The organism is Ectopseudomonas oleovorans, assembly GCF_029845265.1.
Taxonomy (GTDB): domain Bacteria; phylum Pseudomonadota; class Gammaproteobacteria; order Pseudomonadales; family Pseudomonadaceae; genus Aquipseudomonas; species Aquipseudomonas oleovorans.
The window spans coordinates 1-671 of sequence record NZ_JAOCLK010000113.1 but is presented as its reverse complement, the minus strand read 5'-3'; the positions used below and the strand labels follow the sequence as shown (position 1 = coordinate 671).

1 protein-coding gene is annotated in these 671 nt (G+C 66.6%); it reads right to left on the bottom strand.

The window, feature by feature from the left end:
• Nucleotides 1-671: group II intron maturase-specific domain-containing protein (locus N5J71_RS22350; RefSeq protein ID WP_279917668.1), on the bottom strand; the 671-nt coding region annotated here is incomplete at both ends.

The following is a 671-nucleotide window of genomic DNA, read 5'->3' as shown; positions in this document are numbered from 1 at the left end:
CGAGTGATCGTATCCAGTATTGACACCAGTCCAAGCGCATCCCAGCGTTTCTTCGGCAGCGCCTGCCGCAGGTGCAAGGCGCCGGCGTTCCACCAGGGGCCGCGCCCGTTGGTGGCCGACTTCCAGGCCCGCTCCTCCGGTAAGCCCAGCCGCATCAGATTGCGTGCCCGGGTAACCGGTCGTTTCCAGTGCCGCCACAGCACATTGCGCAGCAACCGCCGCACCCAGCCATCCAGCTCTTCCACAGGCCGCTTGCTCTGGCTCAGCTTGAAGTAGCTGCTCCAGCCACGCAGAACCGGGTTGAGCCGCTCGATCAGCCAGGTCAGCTGACTACCCCGCCTAGCACGTAGCAGGCTTTTCACCCGTTCGCGCAGGCGCTGCAGGCTGCTGCCGGCAATCCGCAGTTTCGGCTGCCGGTGCACGGTCATGCCGTAGCCCAGGTAACTGCTGCGCCACGGGCGGATGACCTGGCTCTTGGCCCGGTTCAACCGCAACCGCAGCCGCTGCTCCAGAAAACGCTCCAGACTGGCTAGCACCCGCTCGCCCGCCTGCCGACTGCGGACGTAGACGTTCGCGTCGTCGGCATAGCGCACGAAGCGATGGCCGCGCCGGCTCAGCTCCCGGTCCAGCTCGTTCAGCAGGATGTTCGAGAGCAGGGGCGAGAGCGGCCC